At 51.5% G+C, this 21,003-nt stretch carries 21 protein-coding genes; 9 read left to right on the top strand and 12 right to left on the bottom strand.

Annotation, left to right across the window (positions count from 1 at the left end; translation table 11 throughout):
• The first annotated feature begins 5 nt into the window (after positions 1-5).
• Genes AC3QL0_RS13970 through gcvH form a run of 3 tightly spaced genes read left to right on the top strand, consistent with a single transcriptional unit; the run spans position 6 to position 3,920 of the window.
• Positions 6-2,267 carry an Orn/Lys/Arg family decarboxylase gene (locus AC3QL0_RS13970; RefSeq protein ID WP_493009019.1) on the top strand — a complete coding sequence of 754 codons (2,262 nt, stop codon included), beginning with the start codon at positions 6-8 and terminating at the stop codon, positions 2,265-2,267.
• Positions 2,267-3,493: a BaiN/RdsA family NAD(P)/FAD-dependent oxidoreductase gene (locus tag AC3QL0_RS13965; protein WP_493009018.1), complete on the top strand. Its 1,227-nt coding sequence runs from the start codon at positions 2,267-2,269 to the stop codon at positions 3,491-3,493. The genes AC3QL0_RS13970 and AC3QL0_RS13965 overlap by 1 nt, the downstream gene beginning before the upstream one ends.
• Before the next feature lie 46 nt (positions 3,494-3,539).
• The gene (gene gcvH, locus AC3QL0_RS13960; RefSeq protein WP_493009017.1) at positions 3,540-3,920 is read left to right on the top strand and encodes a glycine cleavage system protein GcvH; all 381 of its coding nucleotides are present in this window, start codon (positions 3,540-3,542) and stop codon (positions 3,918-3,920) included.
• 201 nt (positions 3,921-4,121) lie between these two features.
• On the opposite strand, the gene AC3QL0_RS13955 is transcribed toward gcvH, so the two are convergent.
• From AC3QL0_RS13955 to AC3QL0_RS13945, 3 genes are read right to left on the bottom strand one after another with little or no spacing between them, the layout of a single operon-like run.
• Positions 4,122-4,619: a dihydrofolate reductase gene (locus AC3QL0_RS13955; RefSeq protein WP_493009016.1), complete on the bottom strand. Its 498-nt coding sequence runs from the start codon at positions 4,617-4,619 to the stop codon at positions 4,122-4,124.
• On the bottom strand, positions 4,616-5,416 hold the full coding sequence (locus AC3QL0_RS13950; protein ID WP_493009015.1) for a thymidylate synthase: 801 nt from the start codon (positions 5,414-5,416) through the stop codon (positions 4,616-4,618). The genes AC3QL0_RS13955 and AC3QL0_RS13950 overlap by 4 nt, the downstream gene beginning before the upstream one ends.
• Positions 5,417-5,421: 5 nt before the next feature.
• The gene (locus AC3QL0_RS13945) at positions 5,422-5,844 is read right to left on the bottom strand and encodes an OsmC family protein (protein ID WP_493009014.1); all 423 of its coding nucleotides are present in this window, start codon (positions 5,842-5,844) and stop codon (positions 5,422-5,424) included.
• A 307-nt stretch (positions 5,845-6,151) separates the two neighbouring features.
• On the opposite strand from AC3QL0_RS13945, the gene coq7 reads away from it, so the two are divergent.
• Positions 6,152-6,766, top strand: coding sequence for a 2-polyprenyl-3-methyl-6-methoxy-1,4-benzoquinone monooxygenase (gene coq7 / locus AC3QL0_RS13940; protein WP_493011001.1), 615 nt, complete (start codon positions 6,152-6,154; stop codon positions 6,764-6,766).
• A gap of 296 nt (positions 6,767-7,062) precedes the next feature.
• Here coq7 and pyk read toward each other — a convergent pair whose 3' ends face one another.
• The 6 genes from pyk to gcl all read right to left on the bottom strand — a co-directional run bounded on the left by pyk (position 7,063) and on the right by gcl (position 13,803).
• Positions 7,063-8,481 carry a pyruvate kinase gene (gene pyk / locus AC3QL0_RS13935; RefSeq protein ID WP_493009013.1) on the bottom strand — a complete coding sequence of 473 codons (1,419 nt, stop codon included), beginning with the start codon at positions 8,479-8,481 and terminating at the stop codon, positions 7,063-7,065.
• 20 nt (positions 8,482-8,501) lie between these two features.
• Positions 8,502-8,897, bottom strand: a complete 396-nt coding sequence (locus AC3QL0_RS13930) for a GlcG/HbpS family heme-binding protein (protein ID WP_135865005.1) — start codon at positions 8,895-8,897, stop codon at positions 8,502-8,504.
• A 24-nt stretch (positions 8,898-8,921) separates the two neighbouring features.
• Positions 8,922-10,184: a glycerate kinase type-2 family protein gene (locus tag AC3QL0_RS13925; RefSeq protein ID WP_493009012.1), complete on the bottom strand. Its 1,263-nt coding sequence runs from the start codon at positions 10,182-10,184 to the stop codon at positions 8,922-8,924.
• Positions 10,185-10,303: 119 nt separating this feature from the next.
• The gene (glxR, locus tag AC3QL0_RS13920; protein ID WP_493009011.1) at positions 10,304-11,188 is read right to left on the bottom strand and encodes a 2-hydroxy-3-oxopropionate reductase; all 885 of its coding nucleotides are present in this window, start codon (positions 11,186-11,188) and stop codon (positions 10,304-10,306) included.
• A gap of 35 nt (positions 11,189-11,223) precedes the next feature.
• On the bottom strand, positions 11,224-12,003 hold the full coding sequence (gene hyi, locus AC3QL0_RS13915; RefSeq protein WP_493009010.1) for a hydroxypyruvate isomerase: 780 nt from the start codon (positions 12,001-12,003) through the stop codon (positions 11,224-11,226).
• Positions 12,004-12,027: 24 nt separating this feature from the next.
• The gene (gene gcl, locus AC3QL0_RS13910) at positions 12,028-13,803 is read right to left on the bottom strand and encodes a glyoxylate carboligase (RefSeq protein ID WP_493009009.1); all 1,776 of its coding nucleotides are present in this window, start codon (positions 13,801-13,803) and stop codon (positions 12,028-12,030) included.
• 115 nt (positions 13,804-13,918) lie between these two features.
• Between gcl and AC3QL0_RS13905 the strand changes: the two genes are divergently transcribed.
• Positions 13,919-14,842, top strand: a complete 924-nt coding sequence (locus tag AC3QL0_RS13905; RefSeq protein WP_493009008.1) for a LysR family transcriptional regulator — start codon at positions 13,919-13,921, stop codon at positions 14,840-14,842.
• Here the strand turns inward: AC3QL0_RS13905 and AC3QL0_RS13900 are convergent.
• The 3 genes from AC3QL0_RS13900 to uraD form a co-directional block, all read right to left on the bottom strand.
• A complete protein-coding gene (locus AC3QL0_RS13900) occupies positions 14,839-15,033 on the bottom strand; it encodes a tautomerase family protein (RefSeq protein ID WP_493009007.1) in 195 nt (64 codons plus the stop codon). The two genes, AC3QL0_RS13905 and AC3QL0_RS13900, sit on opposite strands and share 4 nt — an antisense overlap.
• Positions 15,034-15,145: 112 nt before the next feature.
• The gene (locus AC3QL0_RS13895; RefSeq protein WP_493009006.1) at positions 15,146-15,643 is read right to left on the bottom strand and encodes an ureidoglycolate lyase; all 498 of its coding nucleotides are present in this window, start codon (positions 15,641-15,643) and stop codon (positions 15,146-15,148) included.
• A gap of 108 nt (positions 15,644-15,751) precedes the next feature.
• The gene (uraD, locus tag AC3QL0_RS13890) at positions 15,752-16,285 is read right to left on the bottom strand and encodes a 2-oxo-4-hydroxy-4-carboxy-5-ureidoimidazoline decarboxylase (protein WP_135862426.1); all 534 of its coding nucleotides are present in this window, start codon (positions 16,283-16,285) and stop codon (positions 15,752-15,754) included.
• A gap of 166 nt (positions 16,286-16,451) precedes the next feature.
• Here uraD and AC3QL0_RS13885 point away from each other — a divergent pair, with 166 nt between their 5' ends.
• The 4 genes from AC3QL0_RS13885 to AC3QL0_RS13870 all read left to right on the top strand — a co-directional run bounded on the left by AC3QL0_RS13885 (position 16,452) and on the right by AC3QL0_RS13870 (position 20,974).
• Positions 16,452-17,417, top strand: a complete 966-nt coding sequence (locus tag AC3QL0_RS13885) for a LysR family transcriptional regulator (RefSeq protein WP_493009005.1) — start codon at positions 16,452-16,454, stop codon at positions 17,415-17,417.
• A gap of 84 nt (positions 17,418-17,501) precedes the next feature.
• Complete coding sequence (locus AC3QL0_RS13880) at positions 17,502-18,614, top strand: MraY family glycosyltransferase (protein ID WP_493011000.1); 1,113 nt, start codon at positions 17,502-17,504, stop codon at positions 18,612-18,614.
• Between the two features lie 44 nt (positions 18,615-18,658).
• Positions 18,659-19,933, top strand: a complete 1,275-nt coding sequence (gene tviB, locus AC3QL0_RS13875) for a Vi polysaccharide biosynthesis UDP-N-acetylglucosamine C-6 dehydrogenase TviB (protein WP_493009004.1) — start codon at positions 18,659-18,661, stop codon at positions 19,931-19,933.
• Positions 19,934-19,948: 15 nt separating this feature from the next.
• Complete coding sequence (locus tag AC3QL0_RS13870) at positions 19,949-20,974, top strand: SDR family oxidoreductase (protein WP_493009003.1); 1,026 nt, start codon at positions 19,949-19,951, stop codon at positions 20,972-20,974.
• The last annotated feature ends 29 nt before the right edge of the window (positions 20,975-21,003 follow it).

The raw sequence follows: 21,003 nt of genomic DNA, 5'->3' as shown, positions 1-21,003 counted from the left end.
GTGGCATGAAATTTCGTTTTCCTATCGTCATTATTGACGAAGATTATCGTTCCGAAAACGCCTCCGGCCTGGGCATTCGAGCATTAGCCGATGCCATAGAGGCCGAAGGGGTGGAAGTGTTAGGGGTCACCAGTTATGGTGACCTTAGTTCTTTTGCGCAGCAGCAGAGTCGTGCTAGCGCATTTATTCTCTCCATTGATGACGAAGAGTTCAGTGTGGACTCGCGGGAAGACGTCGCAGCAGTCATTCAGAATTTGCGGGAATTCATTGGCGAATTGCGTTTTCGCAATGAAGATATCCCTATTTATTTGTACGGTGAAACACGTACTTCGCAGCATATCCCTAACGATATCTTGCGCGAGCTGCATGGTTTCATCCACATGTTCGAAGATACGCCAGAATTCGTAGCGCGCCACATTATCCGTGAAGCTCGTGCGTATCTGGATAGCTTAGCACCACCGTTTTTCCGTGAACTGGTGAAGTACGCCTCTGATGGTTCGTACTCCTGGCATTGCCCCGGTCACTCTGGCGGTGTGGCGTTCTTGAAAAGCCCTGTAGGTCAAATGTTCCACCAGTTCTTTGGTGAAAACATGCTGCGTGCCGACGTGTGTAATGCGGTAGACGAATTGGGCCAGTTGTTGGATCACACGGGGCCTGTGGCCGAAGCCGAGCGTAATGCCGCCCGTATTTTCCATGCGGATCACTGCTTTTTTGTGACCAACGGTACTTCTACTTCTAACAAAATTGTGTGGCACGCGAACGTGGCCAACAATGACATCGTGGTGGTAGACCGTAACTGTCACAAATCCATTTTGCACGCGATCACCATGACGGGTGCTATCCCTGTGTTCTTGCGCCCAACGCGTAACCACTTAGGGATTATTGGTCCTATTCCTCTGGAAGAGTTCCACCCAGAGAACATTCAGCGCAAAATCGAAGCTAACCCTTTTGCAAGCCTCGTTGCTGACAAACGCCCACGTATTTTGACTCTGACACAAAGTACGTATGACGGCGTGATCTACAACGTAGAGATGATCAAAGAGACCTTGGGTTCTACGCTGGATACTTTGCACTTTGACGAAGCATGGTTGCCGCACGCGGCGTTTCACGAGTTCTATCGTGATATGCACGCAATTGGCCCGGGCCGTCCACGTAGCAAAGACACTATGATTTACGCTACGCACTCCACCCACAAGCTGTTGGCTGGTTTGTCGCAAGCGTCGCAAATTACGGTACAAGATGCGGAAGACCGTCCATTGGATCGCAACGTGTTTAACGAAGCGTATCTGATGCACACATCCACATCGCCACAGTACGCCATTATTGCTTCGTGCGATGTGGCTGCTGCCATGATGGAACCTCCCGGCGGTACTGCTCTGGTAGAGGAAAGCATCAAAGAAGCTCTGGACTTCCGCCGCGCCATGCGTAAAGTGGATGCCGAGTACGGTGATGATGAGTGGTGGTTCAAAGTATGGGGTCCTGACCATCTGGTGAGCGAAGACATTGGTACACGCGAAGACTGGTTGCTGGCGTCTGATGACGAATGGCACGGTTTTGGTGATTTGGCTGATGGCTTCAATATGCTGGATCCAATCAAAGCTACTGTTGTGACTCCAGGCCTGGATATTTCCGGTACGTTTGCTGATACGGGTATTCCTGCGGCATTGGTATCCAAATACTTGGCTGAGCACGGCGTGGTAGTGGAAAAAACCGGCTTGTACTCCTTCTTCATCTTGTTCACTATCGGCATTACCAAAGGCCGTTGGAACACGTTGTTGACCGCTTTGCAGCAGTTCAAAGACGACTACGATCGAAACCAACCGTTGTGGCGTATTCTGCCCGACTTCTGCAAAGAGCATCCACGCTACGAGCGTTTTGGTCTACGTGATTTGTGTCAGCACATTCACGAGGTGTACCGCAAGTACGACCTGGCACGTTTGACTACTGAGGTGTACTTGAGTGACATGGTTCCTGCCATGAAGCCATCAGATGCCTACGCCAAAATGGCCCACCGTGAAGTAGAGCGTGTAGGTATTGACGAGTTGGAAGGTCGTGTGACCGGTGTATTGTTGACACCGTACCCACCCGGTATTCCTCTGTTGATCCCTGGCGAGCGTTTCAACCGCATGATTGTGGACTACCTGAAGTTCGCACGTGAATTCAATGCCCAGTTCCCTGGCTTTGAAACGTATGTACATGGGTTGGCTCAAGATACTGACGAGAACGGCAATTCCCGTTATTACGTGGATTGCATTCGCGAGTATTAATGGCTGCTCTTGTTTATGATGTAGCCGTCATCGGTGCCGGTGCTGCCGGCATGATGGCGGCCAGTGTGGCTGGTCAGCGTGGGTTGCGTGTGGTCTTAATTGACCACGCCACCAAGCTGGGTGAAAAAATCCGTATCTCGGGAGGTGGACGCTGTAACTTCACCAACGTGGGCACTACACCAGCCAACTATATTTCTAAGAATCCGCATTTCTGTAGGTCGGCGCTATCCGCCTATACTCCCCAAGACTTTCTGCGGTTGCTCAAAGAGTACGGAATTGCCTGGCACGAAAAGCATAAGGGCCAGCTTTTCTGCGACGACTCAGCGGAAGACATTATCCAGATGCTGCGCCAAGAGTGCGAGAAAGGGCTGGTGTCTTGGCGCATGCCGTGTACAGTAGATGCCATAGATCAACAGGAAAATGGGTTTGCTATACGTTCTAGTCACGGCACAATTGCGGCTAAGCAAGTGGTGATTGCAACGGGTGGTATGGCGATTCCACAGTTGGGGGCTACTGACTTCGCTTTAAAATTGGCCCGCCAATTTGATCTGAAAGTAATAGAACCTAGACCAGCGTTGGTGCCGTTGCAGTTCGATGGTGGTGAGTGGCAGCCCTTTGTGACGCTGAGCGGCATGTCGTCGCCTGTGCGCCTGAGTGTGCCTGCTGTAGCTAAGCCTAGAATGAAGTTTGATGAAGATTTGCTATTTACTCACAGAGGCTTATCAGGCCCTGGTATTTTGCAAATCTCCAGCTACTGGGAACCAGGCGAAGCCTTAGCCATTGATTTGGCACCTGATACAAATATGGAAGCGCTGTTGTTGGAAGCCAAGTCAGGCGGTAAGCAGCAAGTAGGTAATTTATTGAGCCAGCATTGGCCCAAGCGATTGGTAGAGCATTGGTTGCCAGCACACCCACAGTTGCCTGAGGGGTTGTTGCAGCAACGTGTGGCTGATGTGCCCGATAAGGTATTAAGGCAATTAGCCGCTTCTATACATCGCTGGGAGCTACTGCCTTCAGGTACGGCTGGCTACAAAAAAGCAGAAGTGATGCGCGGTGGTGTAGACACCGCCATGCTGGATCAGCGCAGTCTGCAGGTACGTTCTGTGCCGGGGTTGTATTTTATTGGTGAAGCCGTGGATGTCACGGGTTGGTTAGGCGGCTATAATTTTCAGTGGGCTTGGGCATCAGGCGTGGCGTGTGGGCGAGCACTACAGCCAACTGCGTGACCTAAAGTATGCCGCATAAATACTACTATAGAGAAAAGGGAACAGCATGAATCTGCCTGGAGATCGCAAGTATGCGCCTACCCACGAATGGGTATTGGAAGACAACGGCCTATTGCAGGTAGGTATTACCGATCACGCCCAAGAGCAGCTGGGTGATTTGGTGTTTGTGGGTGATTTTGCTACGGGTAAAACTTTGTCGGCTGGTGATACAGCGGGTGTGGTGGAGTCGGTTAAAGCCGCATCGGATATTTATGCGCCTGTAGCGGGTGAAGTGGTGGAATTCAACACAGCGCTGTCTGATCAGCCTGAGCTGTTGAATACCGAGCCATACCAAAGCTGGATCTTTAAACTGCGTCCGCAAAACATGGCAGATGTGCAGAGTCTGCTAAATGCGGATGAGTACGATGCAGTGAAAGACGATAACTAAGTAGTACGGCTGTGTTGAGCTGGTAGACGGCTCAATATAGGATGCCGGTGGTGCTAACGGTGTAGTCAGCGGTTAGTCACGCTACCAATAAAAACCCCTACGTTGCGTTATCGCAGCGTAGGGGTTTTTTGTATGCAACATATCCCTGGTGTGCAGCAGCTAACGTAGGCGTTCGCAAAAAAGTAGGGCGCAGCGAGTTTGTTAACGCTTGCGGGTGTAATGCACGAAGTCGTAGCGGTAGCCGTTTTCTTCTGGCTGCGGGCTACGTGAAACCTCTTGCCACACAGCTGGGTCTAGTTCGGGAAAGAAAGTGTCACCCGCTACCTCGGCTTGTACTTCGGTGGCATAGATGTCGTCGGCAACGTCCAGACCTTGGGTGAAAATCTGTTCGCCACCAATAATGCAGCAGTCTTCAGTGTCTTGGCAGGCAGCCAAGGCTGCATCTAGACTGCTGTGCACACTGGCGCCATCAGCCATGTAGGTAGCATTACGGCTAATCACCAGGTTAGGACGGCCAGGAAGCGGGCGGCCCAAGCTTTCCCAGGTTTTTCTACCCATGATAATAGGCAGGCCTAGCGTGAGCTTTTTAAAGTGTGCCAAATCGGCAGGCAGTCGCCATGGCAACTGATTGTCCATACCTATGCTGCGGTTACGCGCATAGGCAACCACCATGCGGATGTGGGGGCGTACAGAACTCATACGGCTACCGGTGCCTTAATGTGTGGATGTGGATCGTAATCAACGATTTCGAAATCATCCAATTGATAGTCAAAAATCGACGCTGGTTTGCGTTTGATATTCAGTTTTGGGTAGGCGCGAGGCTCGCGTGACAGTTGTAGTTCTACTTGCTCGTAGTGGTTGCTGTACAAGTGGCAGTCACCGCCTGTCCAGATGAAATCACCTACGTCTAGGTCACATTGTTGAGCCACCATGTGTGTCAGCAAAGCGTAACTAGCAATGTTGAACGGTACACCCAAGAAAATATCGGCACTGCGTTGGTACAACTGGCAAGAGAGTTTGCCATCAGCCACGTAGAACTGGAAGAATGCATGGCACGGAGGCAGCGCCATGTTAGAGATTTCTGCCACGTTCCATGCCGATACAATCAGACGACGGGAATCGGGGTTGTTGCGAATTTGGTCTACCACTTGGCTGATCTGGTCAATATGTCCGCCGTCTGGGGTGGGCCAAGAGCGCCACTGCACACCGTACACAGGGCCCAGATTACCATCGGCGTCTGCCCATTCGTCCCAAATGCTGACGTTGTTTTCTTTAAGCCAAGCAATGTTAGAGTCGCCACGCAAGAACCACAGCAGTTCAATGAAGATACTGCGGGTGTGCAGTTTCTTGGTGGTGACCATCGGGAAGCCTTGTTGCAGGTCAAAGCGCATTTGATGGCCAAATACCGAGCGTGTGCCAGTGCCTGTGCGGTCGGCTTTCTCGGTGCCATGCTCATACACATGACGCATCAGTTGTTCGTATTGATTAGTGGCCATAGCGATTAGACTTCGCGAATCTCAAAGGAGTGGGTGATCTCGGCTGTTTTAGCCAACATCGCCGATGCTGAGCAGTACTTCTCGTGAGATAGCTTAACAGCACGCTCTACAGCTGCTTCAGTCAGGCCTTTGCCACTCACAATAAAGGTGAAGTGGATACGTTCGAACACTTTAGGATCGGTGGCAGCACGTTCGGCTGCCAGTTTGACTTGGCAGCCTTGAATATCGTGGCGACCTCGTTTCAGGATGAGCACTACATCATAGGCTGCACAGCCACCTGTACCTGCCAACAGCATTTCCATAGGTCTGGGGGCCAAATTGTGACCACCACCTTCAGGAGCGCCATCCATGGCAGTAACGTGACCGCTACCAGTAGTAGCAACAAAAAGCATACCTTCTGGGCCACCCCAGTTGATTGTGCATTCCATGTGTGAAATCTCCGAAAGTCTTCTGGCAGTATTGCCTGCCTGCTGGCTGGTTATTGTACCGTTTCAGACGCTGTCCGTCAGGCACGTATATGGGTGCGAACGGCGTAGGTAAATAGATGACGGGTGTATGGGTTATGCAAAGCAGCGTAGCAGGGCAGTGTTAAGATTGGTGCTATTCGCGTAATGCGTTTGAGGATATATAAATATGACAGAAAAGCTTGTTAATACAGAGCAGGCGTTGGTGGCGCACCACTCTGCACGTCCAGCCCATAAGCCTTTAATTCGTCAAAACACCTTCTTAGACAACATGATGGGTGAATTGAATGCTGCTTTGTCGGTACTAAGCCGATCAGCTCAAGCATCACGTCCTAATCCAGCGGGTAAGAAAACCGACACGGATGGCGCCTTGGATGCACAGCAAACACGTCACGTCGCAGGGTTGATGCGCGTCAATCATGTGGGTGAAGTGTGTGCTCAGGCTTTGTATAGAGGGCAGGCTTTATTAAGTGAGCAAGAGTCTTTGCGTCAGTTGTTGCGCGAGGCGGCAGTAGAGGAAGTAGATCACTTAGTGTGGTGTGACGAGCGTTTAAAAGAGCTGAACAATAGACCTAGTATCTTTAACCCTTTTTGGTATGTTGCATCGTTTGGCTTGGGGGTAATTGCCAGCAAAGCAGGAGCGCCGTACAACTTGGGTTTTATGGCTGAAACTGAGCGTCAAGTAGAGCAGCATTTGGATAGCCACTTACAACAGCTACCTGCCGAAGATAACCGCAGTCGTCCTATTTTGGAGCAGATGCTCAAAGACGAAGCAGGGCATAGAATGAGTGCCGAGGCCAATGGGGCCGTAGCATTGCCTGGGCCTGTACGTTTTGCCATGCGTTGTATGTCTAAGGTAATGACGGGCACGGCGTACTATATTTAGGTAAATGTTGCGGTGCCGCATTTTTACTACAAAGTGGTGGGAAATGTGCGTTCTTCTTGCAATGCACAAAACTAGGGTATACACTAATAACAAATGGATGTAGAACAGAACGCAAGAGTAATAACCCTAACGTTCTAGGCTCAGGTAAATCCTTAGTAGCCCTACATGCCCCGGTTGTCTCCTCCACCCTCCTCCTTTGGTGGATTTGCCCGAGATCTACAGATCTCGGGCTTTTTTTTGTGCAAAAAATGGGGGCTGATGTGACTCAGCCCCATTTGTGATGACATTGCAGCGCATTACTCAGTAATCGTTGCAACGTGCAGCAAGTTGGTACTGCCGCTATGCCCGAAGGGCAGGCCAGCAATAATCACAACGGTATCACCGACTCTGGCGAACTCGTAACGCTGTGCAATGCGTGTGGCGTGGTGCACCATTTGCGTGACGTCAGATACGTGTTCAAAGGGTACAGGGTGTACACCCCACGCTAATGCTAAGCGACGTGCAGTGTGCAGGCTAGGCGTCAAGGCCATGATGGCTGCATGTGGACGTTCACGGCTCGCACGCAGGGCACTGAAACCGCTGGTGGTGTAAGCAATAGTCGTCGCTGGTGACAAGATATCCGTGACACGGCGTAATGCACAGCAGATAGCATCGGGTGTGTTTTCGTCTGGATTGCTGTGGTTGTCATCCAAACCTTTACGCCATTCGGGGTCGTGCTCCACTTCCTGAATAATGCTATCCATAATTTGTACAGCAGCTTGTGGGAATTGACCGGAAGCGGATTCAGCAGACAGCATCACGGCATCAGCGCCAGAGTAAATCGCGGTTGCCACGTCAGAGGCTTCAGCTCGTGTAGGTACAGGTGATGTGATCATGGATTCCAGCATCTGCGTTGCGACCACCACAGGACGGCCATGCGCACGGGCTTTTTTCACGATTCTACGTTGCAGTACCGGTACGGATTGTGGAGGTACTTCAACGCCCAAGTCACCACGGGCAACCATCACGCCATCGCTTAGGCGGATGATTTCATCCAAATGATCTAGTGCTGCTGGTTTTTCCAGTTTGGACATAATCCAAGCACGGTTACCAATCAGTTTGCGTGCTTCTTCGATGTCGCTAGGGCGTTGTACAAAAGACAGCGCCACCCAATCTACACCCAACGACAAACCGAATTCCAAATCTTTAAGGTCTTTTTCGGTCAGTGGGGAGATAGGTAGTACCACACCGGGAACGTTCACGCCTTTGCGATCCGACAATGCGCCACCCACCATGACGGTGGTTTCTGCGAAGTTAGGGCCGAAGCTATCTACGCGTAAGCGCAGTTTGCCATCGTCCAGCAACAAGTCGGTGCCGTTTTCCAGTGCAGCAAAAATTTCGGGGTGAGGCAGGCAAGCGCGAGTGCTATCGCCCTCGCTAGTATCTAGATCGAGGCGGAATTTTTGGCCCTTCTCTAGCATGACTTTGCCGCCTGCCATGGCACCAACACGGAGTTTGGGGCCTTGTAGATCCATCAGGACGCCAATAGTGCGACCGCTGTTCATTTCTAGTTCACGGATGATACGCAGTCGGGCTGCGTGATCCTCATGGGTACCGTGGCTGAAATTTAAGCGGAAAACATCCGCACCAGCTTCAAACAGCTCACGGATTTTTTCCGGTGTAGAACTGGCTGGCCCTAGTGTAGCGAGAATGCGTGCACGTCGTTGACGTCTCATGATGGATCCTTTGATGAAAATTACAGGGCGTTTACGCCTGCAAGAGCGATGCGGGCATCGTCAGCCGCTGCTACGCCGGATACACCTACCGCACCGATAACATTGCCATCAACAATGATGGGCTCGGCACCTTCTAGAGGTTTGATAGGCATAGCCAAAGCAGCAACACGACCGCCGTTGACCATATCTTCCAATGCTTTGGTGGGTTTGCCACTCAGAGCACTGGCGCGGGCTTTATCGGGTGCAATGGTGGCACTCATAACTGGAGCGCCATCAAGGCGTTGCAGCCAAAGTAGGTGACCACCAGCATCACAAATAGCGATACTGACTTTCCACTGGTTTTCTTGAGCTTTTTGTTCAGCGGCCTGAGCAATACGTTTCAGGTCATCCAGTGTCAGTTGTTGAACGGTTTTCATGGACAGATACTCTCTTAGCAAAAGTTAAAGAATTAGTATGGCTCGGAAATCGTTGACGTTAGTCAGGGTAGGGCCGGTAATCACAGAATCGCCAAGCGCTTCAAAAAAACCGTGCCCATCGTTGTTGTCCAAACTATCGCGTGGACGTATTCCTAGTTTCCAAGCTCGTGCTAGTGTATCAGGGGTGCAGACTGCGCCTGCAATTTCCTCTTGTCCATCAACGCCATCGGTATCGCCGGCAAGGCCGTAGACCTCTTCGGCACCATTCAATGCGATGGCGGTAGAAAGTAAGAACTCCACATTACGGCCGCCTCGACCTGTACCCTTGATCGTGACGGTGGTTTCACCGCCAGACAGCAACACGCAAGGAGCGGCTACAGGTTGGTTGTGGGCACGTACGCTGAGCGCAATGCCAGCCATGACTTTGCCCACATCACGGGCTTCGCCTTCAATGCTGTCGCCCAGTAATACTGGAGTTACACCAGCGTCTTGAGCGACTTTGGCCGCGGCTTGTAGCGCTAATTGTGGTGTGGCGATCAAGTGCGTAGTGACATGTGCAAGTCGGGGATCGTCTACTTTGATGCTTTCACCCTCGCCAGACTCTAAAAAGCGGCGCGCGCCCTCAGGCAGTTTGATACCGTAGCGACGTACGATTTCTAATGCTTCTGCGCAGGTGGTGGGGTCTGGCACGGTAGGGCCAGAGGCGATATCAATTGGGTTATCGCCTGGTACATCTGAAATCAGCAGATTCACGACTTTGGCGGGGTAGCATGCAGCAGCCAAACGGCCCCCTTTAATGAGGGAGAGGTGACGGCGCACGCAGTTCATTTCGGTGATGTTGGCACCAGAGCGCAGCAACTCACGGTTGATGTGTTGTTTGTCTTCCAGCGAAATACCGGGGCCGGGCAAAGGTAGTAACGATGAACCACCACCCGAGATCAAACAAATCACCAGATCGTCTTCAGTCAGGTTGCTCACGGTTTCCAGCAACGTTTTAGCGGCCTGTAACCCTGCCTCGTCGGGAACCGGGTGAGCAGCTTCCAGAATACGAATATGTTCACATGGAACAGCATAGCCATAACGTGTGACCACAACGCCTTCTAGCTTACCGGGCCAATGCTTTTCCAGTGCTCTCGCCATTTCTGCCGATGCTTTACCCGCACCAATCACAATAGTGCGGCCTTTGGGGGCGGCAGGGAGAAAGGGGGGAATGCAGGCTTCAGGCAATGCAGCACGAACTGCAGCGGTAAACATGTTCTGTAGAAGTTCGCGTGGTGTGGTGGTCATGGGGCTTGTTCCTTTGTTAGTGCTAGGTATATGACAAGTAGAAAAGACCGTAATCCCAGTTGGGCGCGGATGAAAAAGGTGGGTATGACACCCACCTTCCTCAATGCAGCGAAAGAGGATTATTGGCCGATTTCGTAGTTTGCCATGATCTCCAGCGCGCGCACGATAGCAGAGTGATCCCATGCGCCACCACCGTGAGCAGAACATGTGTTGAACAGCTCTTGTGCAGACGCAGTATTTGGCAATGCCACGCCCAATTGACGTGCTGTAGTCAGTGCCAAATTCAGGTCTTTCTGGTGCAGTTCAATGCGGAAACCTGGATCAAAAGTGCGTTTCACCATGCGCTCACCGTGTACTTCCAGTACGCGAGAGTTTGCGAAACCACCCATCAACGCTTCACGAACTTTGGCTGGGTTAGCGCCAGCTTTGGCTGCCAACAACAAGGCTTCGCCTACTGCTTCAATGTTCAGCGCAACGATGATCTGGTTAGCAACTTTAGTGATTTGGCCGTCGCCATAACCTCCTACCAGAGTGATGTTTTTACCCATCAGCTCAAACAGTGGTTTTACTTGGTCAAAAGTAGCTTGCTTACCGCCCACCATGATGGTCAAGGATGCAGCTTTAGCACCTACTTCACCGCCAGATACCGGAGCGTCTAGGTACTCAGCGCCCAATTCAGTAATGCGTTTAGCAAACTCTTTAGTTGCTACGGGGGAGATGGAACTCATATCCACCACGATTTTGCCGGCGCTCAAACCTGCGGCAACACCGTTTTCACCAAACAGTACGTCTTCAACGTGTGGTGTGTCTGGCACCATGGTGATGATGATGTCTGCTTTCTGTGCGACTTCGGTAGCGTTTGCGCATACGGTAGCACCAGCTTCAGGAATGCTGTCAGGGGTAGTACCACGAGTGTAGGTATACAGCTCGTGTCCACCTTTGAGTAGGTTGATAGCCATGGGTGTGCCCATGATGCCCAAACCAATAAAACCAATCTTGGCCATAGTATTCTCCTTAAAAATTCTTGTAGTACGTGCTATTAGTTCGTCAGAGCTTTGATCCAGCCCAAACCATCGGTGGTAACACCTGCTGGTTTATATTCGCAACCTACCCAGCCGTCATAGCCAATTTGATCCAGATAGCGGAACAACCAGGGGTAGTTGATCTCGCCTGTGCCTGGCTCATTACGGCCAGGGTTGTCTGCCAACTGGATGTGGGCAATGCGGGACTGATGGGCTTTGATGGTGTTCGCCAGTTCGCCTTCCATGCGTTGTGCGTGGTAGATGTCGTACTGAATGAATAAGTTGTCAGAACCTACTTCGTCCAGAATGGCCGCGGCTTGAGCGGTGTAGTTCAGGAAGAAGCCAGGCATATCAAAGCTGTTGATAGGCTCGATCAGCAAACGAATGTTGGCGGCTTTCAGTTCTGCGGCGGCGTAGCGCAAGTTTTCCACAAAGGTTTTGTGGGCGACGGCTTTGTCCAAACCAGCAGGTACTAAGCCAGCCAAGCAGTTCACTTGTTTGCAGTTCAGCGCAGTGGCGTACTCAATGGCACGTGCTACGCCCTCTTTGAACTCGTTTACGCGATCCGGCAAGCAGGCAATGCCTCGCTCTCCTGCCGCCCAGTTTCCTGCGGGCAGGTTATGCAGAACTTGCGTCAAGCCATGTTGTTTCAACAAGTCTGCCAGCTGTTGCTTATCAAAATCGTAGGGGAACAGATATTCCACGGCGTTGAAGCCTGCCTGAGCAGCTGCTTGAAAGCGGTCTAGAAAGTCCACTTCGTTGAAAAGCATGGTCAGGTTGGCAGCAAATTTTGGCATGAGGGTCTCCGATGTAAAACGTATTTATTGAATGGGCAGAATAGCGGTAGGCGCGTCAGCAGAAGATTCAGCCAAGGCTTCAAATTCGTTGACGTTATGCAGCTCGGTGCCCATAGCGATATTGGTGACACGTTCCAGAATCAGTTCAATGACCACAGGCACTTTGAATTCTTTCATCCAAGCGCGGGCTTGAGCAAAAGCTGGTTGAATGTCTTCTGGTTTGCGTACGCGGATGGCTTTCACGCCCAAGCCTTCTGCTACAGCAACGTGATCCACGCCGTAACCTTCAGTTTCGGGGGCGTTAATGTTATCGAAGGCCAACTGTACGCAGTAGTCCATCTCGAAGCCGCGCTGTGCTTGGCGGATCAGACCCAGGTAGGCGTTATTCACCAGCACGTGAATATAGGGTAGGCCGAATTGCGCGCCCACGGCCAATTCTTCGATCATGAATTGGAAGTCGTAGTCACCCGAAATAGCCACTACTTCTTTACCTGGCAATGCAGCAACTGTACCCAGAGCAGCAGGGATAGTCCAACCCAATGGGCCAGCTTGACCGCAGTTGATCCAGTGGCGTGGCTCGTACACATGCAAGAACTGTGCAGCAGCAATTTGCGACAAACCAATAGTAGTGACGTAACGCGTGTCACGGCCGAAAGCATGGTTCATTTCTTCGTACACACGCTGCGGTTTCATTGGTACCACATCAAAGTGTGTCTTGCGCTGCATGGTGGCTTTGCGCTCTTGGCACTCAGCAGCCCATGCGGAGCGGTCTTTGAGTTTGCCGGCTGCTTTCATTTCTTTAGCAACGGCTAACAGTTGTTCCAGCGCGGCGCCTGCGTCAGACACAATACCGAAGTCAGGGCCAAATACGCGGCCAATCTGAGTGGGTTCAATATCAATGTGAATGAATCGACGGCCTTTGGTGTATTCCTCTACCGAGCCAGTGTGACGGTTAGCCCAACGGTTACCAATACCAATCACAAAGTCAGAGGCCAGTACAGTAGCGTTACCGTAGCGGTGTGAGGTTTGCAAACCAGCCATACCAGCCATCAACGGGTGGTCATCAGCAATAGTGCCCCAGCCCATTAATGTAGGTACCACAGGAATACCGGTCAGCTCGGCAAACTCTTGCAGTTTGTCGCTGGCGTTAGCGTTGATGATACCGCCACCTGCTACGATCAATGGACGCTCAGAACTGTTCAGCATTTCCAGCGCTTTTTCGGCTTGAGCACGTGTAGCGGCTGGTTTGTACACCTCTAATGGCTGGTAGGTGTCTATATCGAATTCGATCTCAGCCATCTGCACATCAATAGGCAGGTCGATCAGCACAGGGCCGGGGCGACCAGAGCGCATGATGTGGAAGGCTTGTTGGAACACAAAAGGTACCAGCGCTGGCTCACGTACCGTCACAGCCCATTTGGTCACAGGCTTAGCGATAGACTCGATATCTACAGCTTGGAAGTCTTCTTTGTACAACCGTGCACGTGGCGCTTGGCCTGTAATGCACAGCATAGGAATGGAGTCTGCGGAAGCAGAGTACAGACCTGTAATCATGTCGGTACCGGCTGGGCCAGACGTACCAATACATACACCAATATTTCCAGGAGCAGCACGTGTGTAGCCCTCAGCCATGTGAGAAGCGCCTTCTACGTGTCGAGCCAGAATGTGCTCGAAGCCACCGTTTTTCTTCATTGCAGAATAAAACGGATTGATGGCGGCGCCTGGTACGCCAAAGACTGTACTGATGCCTTCTGCACGCAGAACGGCGGCGGCGGCGTCAACGGCACGCATTCTGGCCATAGTGATCTCCTTTTGTTGGTTCTATGTGTAAACGATAGTTTTAGTTATGATAGGTATGGCTGTCATCGCTTAAAAGAGGTGATAATATTGCTTCTGCCGATACTAGGAGTATTGAATGAGTCGATATACGGAAATTCGAAGTTTTGTTTTGGTGGCAGAGAAAGGGAGCTTTGCCGCCGCGTCCATCATTGAAGGCGTGACGCCCGTGGTGATGGGGCGTAGGCTGGATGCTCTAGAAAAACGTTTGGGCGTGCGCTTGATGCACCGCTCTACGCGTGGATTGACGCTTACCGATTTGGGGGAGCAGTTTCTAGAGCAAAGTCGTCAACTGCTTAAAGATTTTGATGCGGCAGAAGCCAGCATCAGCGCACAGCGTACAGTGGTGCGAGGACACTTGGTGGTGTCTGCACCAGCAGCATTTGGTCGTCAGCATGTGGCGCCACACGTCATTAACTTCCGCAAGCGTTACCCAGAGCTGAAGTTATCTTTCAACTTCACGGATAGCGTGGTGGATTTGGTGCGCGAAGGTTACGACATGGCCTTGCGTATTGGTGAGGTGACGGATCCCAACTATGTGGCGGTGCGTTTGTTCCCGAATCGTCGCGTAGTGTGCGGTACGCCCGAGTATTTTGAGCGTTATGGTGTGCCTAGAGTGCCAGAAGACTTAGCACGACATAACTGCTTGGCGTTTAACTTGCAGGGTGGACAGCAGCGCGGTTGGTCCTTTATGCGCGATGGTAGGCCATTTGCGGTGCGCGTAGATGGCGATTTGGACTGCAACGATGGTGAGCTGCTCTACGGCTGGGTCAAACAAGGCTGGGGTATTGGCTGGCGTTCAACGTGGGAAATTCAAGCCGAGCTTAAGCGTGGTGAGTTAGTGACTGTGTTGGATGACTACTCTTTGCCTAGCTATGACATACAAGCGGTGTACCAGCAGCAGCGTTATTTACCCGCCAAAGTGCGTGCATTTATCGACTATTTGCGTGTGGTGTACAACCAGCCAGGCTATTGGGAAGGCGAAGTACCGCCTATGCGCTAAGGCTGCTCTGACTGCGTTGTTGAAGGGGCGGAAGATAGCCAATTGTGGCGCGCCACCTCTTCAATACGCACATACACTGCCTTGGGTGGGCAATCAAAGACACGGCAGGCAGCGGCTGTGTAAGCCTGTGCCAGCTCGTGTTTGGTCTGGGTGTCTAGCTCAGCAGGCACGCGTATCGTAATGGCAGGCATGATGACTCCTATCAAGGTCACAAGTACGCAGGATAACGGTTTGCTGCTGAAGACTCAACGACGAAAAGCGTGTGCTATGCACACGCCTTTGTATCGTAACGGCTTAACTTTCTTAGGGCGCAGCGATCAGTGCAGGCTCAGCCAACGTGATCACATCACAGTTATCGCCGGGGCCTTTACGGTCAATCACCAGGAAGTCTACCACCTCATCTAAGCCCAGCAACGGGTGATGCCATACGCCAGTAGCGTAGTTCACGCCTTGATTGCCTTGGGCGAGGAATAAGCGCAGGTCTTTGACTTCAGGTGTAGGGCCAGCTTCAGCCACGACGACTAGATAAGGTAAGCCTGACAACGGGATGAAGGCTTGGCTGCCTTTGGGGTGGCGTTCCATCATGGTCACGGTAAACGGCAGGGTACGAGGCTGGCCACGGAAGATAGACACAATGGCTTTGCCGTCAGGGCCGGGCTCAATATTGGCCAAGTCGTGATAGCGTTCGGTGTTGCCTTCGTTAATGGAAAAGTGTTGGGCTTTATCAGAGGCCTCAATCACGTCGCCAAAAGGGGCAAACGTGTCACGATCCAGTTTTTCTAAGCGTAAAGTAAGGGTCATGATGTGATCCTAGAGTGAAGCTAAGCAGGGGGCAAAAGCGAGGGCCTGCAACATACAGTGACAGGCCCAGTGCGTTTTGGCAAGGCAGGATAGTGGCGCGCGCAGAAGTTATTCTTCGCCAAAGCGAGCGTGTAGTCTGAAGCCGGCAATTTTGCCGATTTCGGTCAAGCAGCGCAGAAACTCTTGTTCTTCGTTATTTTGCAGACGCTCTTCCACGGAATCCATGATTTGGTGACGTGACATGCCTTTCACCGCAACGATGAAGGGGAACGCAAATTTTTCTTTGTATCGTGCATTCAGACTGCGTAGGCGTACTAACTCTTCCGCGGTGCATTGGTCTAAACCGGCGCCACGTTGTTCGCCAGTGGATTCTTTGGTGAGGGTGCCTGCCTCGGCTTCTTTACCCGCTAACTCCGGGTGAGCCAAGATCAATGCGAGTTGTTCTGACTTGGGGGCGTTGAGCATCACATCGCACATGGCTTGATGCAAGGCATCTACATCAGCGAACGGACGTTTCTCCCAAGTGCGTTCAGCTACCCATGGAGAGTGCTCGAAAATACCATCCAAGCTGGCAATGAATTCAGCCTGTGATTGGTGCGATAACTGAGTGATAGCATGCTCAGGGTGGGCGTATGCAGTCATGGCGGTAGATCCCTGTATAAGACTTTATTGTATAGCGTCATAACAGTTTAAGTATTTTGCTTTCGTTTGAAATAGAATAAAACGTATAACATATATACGTCACCGATTATCTTGACTGATCGTAGTGTGGTCTGGCTGATAGTCATATATGTAGGAGGAGGCAGTAATGGCTACCAAGCGCGATGATAATCCGCTGGATACCTATTTGTTACGCGTGTTTTGTTTGTTGATTTCTGAGCGCAGCGTATCGCGTACAGCATTTAAATTGAATCAGTCACAACCCGCAGTGAGTGCGGCATTGAAACGGCTGCGCGACATTATTGGCGACCCACTCTTAGTACGCGAAAAAGGGGGGATGGTCCCCACAGAGCGGGCATTGTCGCTCTTGGCGCACGCTAAAGGGGCGTTGTCTGAAATCGAATGCATGGTGAATGTCTCGGAGAACTTCGATCCTAAAACCAGCAAAAATGAATTTCATATAGGCTCTCCCGATTATTTGGCACCCGTGTTTGTTAGTAGGGTTGTGGAATGCTTGCGCCGAGAAGCCCCCGAAGCCAGATTGAGTCTGCATACCTTGGATGCGCAATCTGATTTCGAGCGTGCACTGGCTGAAGGTGAGTTGGATATCGTGATTGGCAACTGGCCAGAGCCGCCCGATCGCATGCACTTATCCATGCTGTTAGAGGACGAAATCGTGTGCTTGATGGCAAATAGCCATCCGTTGGCGCGCAGAAAGGCGGGGTTAAGTTTAGATGACTACGTTAAAGCCAGGCATGTAGTGCCTTTGCCGTATGCCATTAATCAGCGAGGTGTGATCGATGCGACCTTGGCCACCTTACGCGTGCGCCGAGAGGAAAGCGTGATGGTGCAATCTTTTTCAGTTGCTCCCTATTTGTTACAGAATACTGATCTGGTTTTCACCACCTCCCGCCACTTTGCGGAGTATTATGCACGTTTACTGCCGTTAACCATTTTAGAGGCCCCGGTAGAGTTTCCCCCTATGCGTTTTTACCAGCTTTGGCATGAGCGCCATCAGCACTCTCCCAGCCATCGCTGGTTGCGGCGTTTGTTGGGGGAATGTGGCGGGGCATTAAATGCAAAGAATGTTCAGGACAGCACTGCTTGTGCATAGTAAAGCGCGGTATGATGACGTCCCTAGCATAGATTCCCGAGGGAAATAGAAGTGAGCTCGCTGCAAGTATGGGATCCGCTAACAATGCTATCGATTTGCGCCGTAGCATTCCTAGTGGGTGGGCTAATTGTGATGTCCGAACGCTGGCATGGAAAACTGACTGGCGATAGCGACATGAGCAAACCGCAGGCAACGCATTTGCGTCCTACGCCGCGGGTAGGTGGGCTGGCCATTTTGGCAGGCACGTTAGCTGGGCTGCTCGTGCTGGGGCCTGCTCACATGACCTTGGGCTGGTTGTGGCCTGTATTGTTTGTGGCTGCCATGCCGGTGTTTGTAGCGGGTTTGGTAGAAGATATCACCAAAGATGTGGGTTCCATGAAGCGGCTGCTAGCTGCTTTTGCCTCGGCTGCCATTGCATGGTGGCTGTTAGGCGGCGTATCTCGTGTGGGCGTGTTCTGGGTAGACTGGATCCTAGACTTCTGGCCTATTTCCCTGCTATTTACCATGATTGCGGTGGGCGGCTGTACGCACGCTCTCAATATTATTGACGGTATTAATGGTCTGGCTGGCATGATCGCCATCCTGATGGCCATTTCTTTATCGCTAGTCGCTTGGCAAGTGGGCGACTATCCCATTTTCCTGATTGCTGCCGCACTAGCCTCAGCTACGTTAGGCTTTTTGGCGTGGAACTTTCCTTTTGGACGTGTGTTCCTTGGGGATGGCGGTGCGTATTTCTTAGGCTTTATGTTGGCCGAGCTGGCTGTACAACTGGTGATTCGCAACCCCACCGTATCGCCTTTCTATGCGCTGGCCGTATTGTTTTATCCCGTATTTGAAACCTTATTCACGATTTGGCGTCGAAAGTTTAAACGTGGTGTGCCTGTGGACAGGCCTGATGCGTTGCACTTGCACCAGCTGATTTTCCGCAGAATGGTGCGAGTGAGCGTAGTGGCCTCTGGGCGTCGTCATGTGCCACCTATGTCTAATGCCATGGCTTCACCGTATTTGTGGGGTATTGCATTGGTGGGGTTGATTCCTGCCACCATTTGGTGGGACAACACGTGGGTGTTAGCGCTTAGTATTCTGGCCTTTGCCTGTAGTTATGTCTGGCTGTATGCTCGACTGGTACATTGGCGTAGACCGGCTTGGTTATTGCTGCCATCGGTTAGACGCGCGCGTCGCGAACGACAGCAGTAGAATGACAAATGTGTATTGATTATTGATCCTCAGGGGAGAGCATTTTGCAAGTGAAGGACATTAAACTCGCTGTGATCGGACTGGGTTACGTGGGGTTGCCACTGGCTGTTGAGTTTGGCAAAAAACGTCCAGTTATCGGTTTTGATATCAACACTACACGTATCTCTGAATTGAGTGCCGGCCAAGACCACACTCTAGAGGTAGAACCCGAGGAGCTGAAACAAGCCTCTCATTTGCGCTTCACTCATGAGACAGCTCAATTGTCTGAGGCCAATGTGTTCATTGTGACGGTGCCTACCCCTATTGATGATTACAAACAGCCGGATTTAACCCCCTTGGTACGCGCCAGCGAAACCATTGGGAAAGTGCTGAAAAAAGGCGATATCGTGGTGTATGAGTCCACGGTGTATCCAGGCGCTACCGAAGAGGTGTGTGTGCCTGTGCTGGAACAGGTTTCCGGCCTGCGTTTCAACGAGGATTTTTACGCGGGCTACAGCCCAGAACGTATTAACCCCGGTGACAAAGTTCACCGTTTGCCTAGCATCCGCAAAGTAACGTCCGGTTCCACACCTGAAGTGGCTGATCTGGTGGATAGCTTGTACAGCGAAATTATTACTGCTGGTACGCATAAAGCAGCGTCTATTCGCGTGGCTGAAGCCGCCAAAGTGATTGAAAATACGCAGCGTGACGTCAACATCGCGTTGATCAACGAATTGGCGCTGATTTTCAACAAGCTGGGTATTGATACGCAAGCAGTATTGGAGGCGGCGGGTACTAAATGGAACTTCTTGCCTTTCAGACCTGGTCTGGTGGGTGGACACTGTATCGGTGTGGATCCTTACTATCTCACGCACAAAGCGCAATCTATCGGCTATCACCCCGAAGTGATTTTGGCTGGTAGACGTTTGAATGACTCCATGGGTGCGTATGTGGCATCCCAGTTGGTCAAAGCAATGACCAAAAAACGTATCCAAGTGCAAGGTTCGCGCGTATTGCTGTTGGGGCTGACATTTAAAGAAAATTGTCCAGACCTGCGTAATACACGTGTGGTGGATATTGTTCGCGAACTGGCTCAGTACGATGTGAACGTTGATGTATATGATCCTTGGGTGGAAGCCGACGAAGCTCACCGTGAATACGGTGTTGACGTAGTAAGCAAGCTGGATGATGGACAGTATGATGGCGTGATCATCGCTGTGGCCCATAAACAGTTCGTGGAAATGGGCGCAGCACGTTTGCGTGCCTTGGGTAAAGCCGATCATGTACTGTACGACTTGAAATATGTACTTCCACTAGACGCGTCCGATCTGCGTCTATAAGGCAAAGAGCACATCATGAGTGAAGCATTGCAAAAAGCATGGCAGACCTTAGAAGCCCAACCACGTACGTGGTTGGTGACGGGGTGTGCTGGGTTTATTGGTTCCAACCTATTGGAAGCCTTGTTGCAGCACGGACAAAAGGTAGTGGGTTTGGATAACTTTGCTACCGGGCACCAGCACAATTTGGATAGCGTGCAGCAAAACGTGGGCCCAGAAAACTGGGCACGTTTCCGTTTCATTGAAGGTGATATTCGTCACCCAGAAACCTGCCAGCAAGTGTGCAAAGGCGTAGATTACGTGTTGCATCAAGCCGCATTGGGTTCTGTGCCTCGTTCATTAAATGACCCACTGACCACCAACGAGGTGAACATCAGCGGTGCCTTAAACATGATGGTGGCAGCGCGTGATGCTGGCGTAAAAGGTTATGTGTACGCCGCCTCCAGCTCTACCTATGGCGATCATCCTGGTTTGCCTAAAGTGGAAGACACCATTGGTAAGCCATTGTCGCCATACGCTGTGACCAAATACGTGAACGAGCTTTATGCTGATGTGTTTAACCGTGCTTACGGTTTCAGCAGTGTGGGCTTGCGTTATTTCAACGTGTTTGGCCGCCGACAAGATCCTAACGGTGCCTACGCGGCGGTGATCCCTCGTTGGATTGCCACTATGGTTGCAGGCGACGTTGTCACCATTAATGGTGACGGCGAAACCAGCCGTGATTTCTGCTATATCGATAACGTTATCCAAGCCAATATTTTGGCGGCGTTGGCCGAAGGTGAGGCACGTGCTCAGGTGTACAACGTTGCTGTGAGTGGCAGAACTACGCTGAATGAACTGTTTGGTTATCTGAAAGCCGAGTTGAAAGCCAATGGTGTGGATTACACCCTGGATGCAGTACACGGCGACTTCCGTCCAGGCGATGTACGCCATTCTCAAGCGGATATTTCTAAAGCAGGCCGTTTGCTGGGCTACGCACCTGCCTTCACGATCCAGCAAGGGTTAGCACAAGCTATGCCCTGGTACTTGCGGTTCTTGGGGTGATATTTAAACGGTTGTGGCAGCGCTGGAGC

The sequence above is a fragment of the Paenalcaligenes sp. GW821-LYS-B07-1 genome (genome assembly GCF_058803365.1).
Note: the sequence above shows the minus strand (reverse complement) of the source record. Positions and strands in the feature narration are given on the sequence as shown.